General features: G+C 46.8%; 2 protein-coding genes. Both read right to left on the bottom strand.

Annotated elements, in window-relative coordinates; all coding sequences use genetic code 11:
• Positions 1 to 37: 37 nt before the first annotated feature.
• On the bottom strand, positions 38 to 595 hold the full coding sequence (locus ACWPAB_RS15240; protein ID WP_003580832.1) for a hypothetical protein: 558 nt from the start codon (positions 593 to 595) through the stop codon (positions 38 to 40).
• Between the two features lie 94 nt (positions 596 to 689).
• The coding region (locus ACWPAB_RS15245) for a DUF2075 domain-containing protein (protein ID WP_161515582.1) at positions 690 to 1,559 on the bottom strand (870 nt) is incomplete at its 5' end.

Raw genomic sequence — 1,559 nt, forward strand, 5'->3', positions numbered from 1 at the left:
CAAGACTACTTATAGGTTATTTATTCAACTAATTAGTTTAAGCTTTGATGATTTTCCCAACTGCAATTGGTAAAGTAACGTGGGCATCGTAGTTCATGACAGTTCCTTGAACAGTAGCCGGTAGCTTCAAGGTATCCGGCACACCATGAATATAAATGACCCTTTTATCGAGCTGCAAATCGTCACTGCCAAAAGCGGCTTTAAACGCTGTCTGCAATTCCTTCAGATCAACGAGTTTGTCATAAGCATAGTGACCTTCTGCATCAGCCACTGGGTAACTGTCATTTGGCACATGCATCTTGGCCGGTTCAGCGTCAAATGGCACCATCGTTGTACCGGAAACCGGTTCTGTTTCTGGCAGATCAACGAAACCGTCACCATTAGCATCTTGTGCCGCTGTGGCGATTTCTGCTGGCTTACCATCCGGGAATCCGTGGAAATGTTCCCAATGCTGCACATTAGCAGGTGTATCAAACATATCGATATGAATCTTCATTTGCGCACCATCAATCGTGAACGTCGCGGCACCGTGCGCTGCGCTGCCAATCTTCTCAGCGTTCAATGGCACAATTTCTGCTGTATACTTTTCAGCCATGCAAACCACTCCTTTTAGATTTAGACTCAGTTTCAGCATAGTGCTAACTGGAACGACTCACAATCTATTGCATTTCAAAAGTGAGGTTGCAAGATTATTTGGCCAATTGCAATAACCGTTGGCGCAAAGCAGGATCAGCTGCGTAAAGATAAAGCCCATGCTTCGCCCTCTTCAGCAGAATATTAATGGCATTCATGATAATCGCGGCTTTAGCGTCGGTGGTGTCGGCCAAATCCGGGCGCTTTTTGAAGGCTTCCTTGTCTTGGTACTGCGCCAGATCAACCGTAAGCCGGTCTTTTGAGGGATCATAGCCTAGACTCGGCCCTAGAATCACACCTGCGTAATTCAAGTCAAAGCCTTGAATAGTATAAATGGAACCAACTTCATGCAATGTCTCAGGACGTTGTGCCCACGGACGATCGGTGAAGTTGATCTTGTCCCAAGGTAACCGCAAAGAGCCAGCTTGGACATACCAGGTTTTACCATCGAGCACTGTGAATGGATAGTCAGCTGTCGCGATCATGCGCGAAAGGCCGGTTTCGGCATTGCGCCGCTGAATGAGGTCATACATCGGCTGACCATCAGAAAAGACTTGAAAATCAAAATGTTGCGGATGTGGCAAAGGCAACACTTTTCCACGAACAAAATGATCAATCCAGTCATTCACCGCCGCATCGCCTACCCGCATCTGTTCGGTCAGATGATAATGTGTCACTGCGTATTCGCGCGTCACTCTTTTCAATAAAGCAGGTGTCCAAAAACTCTTTAGCTTGACTAGCTGATGGAAATCGAACACGAGCACCACCACTCGAGCCAACTGAAGAATTTCAGCAAGCTGATTATGCCCACGGAATTTATTATACGGATCAGGCGTCGTCAGTAGTAAATGGCCTTCATCGATCAGCACGACATCTGCCCGCTTACCGGCTTTGCGGTACGCGTTAATAAATGGTGTTGGTTTCAT

It is taken from the genome of Lacticaseibacillus sp. 30 (assembly GCF_053819265.1).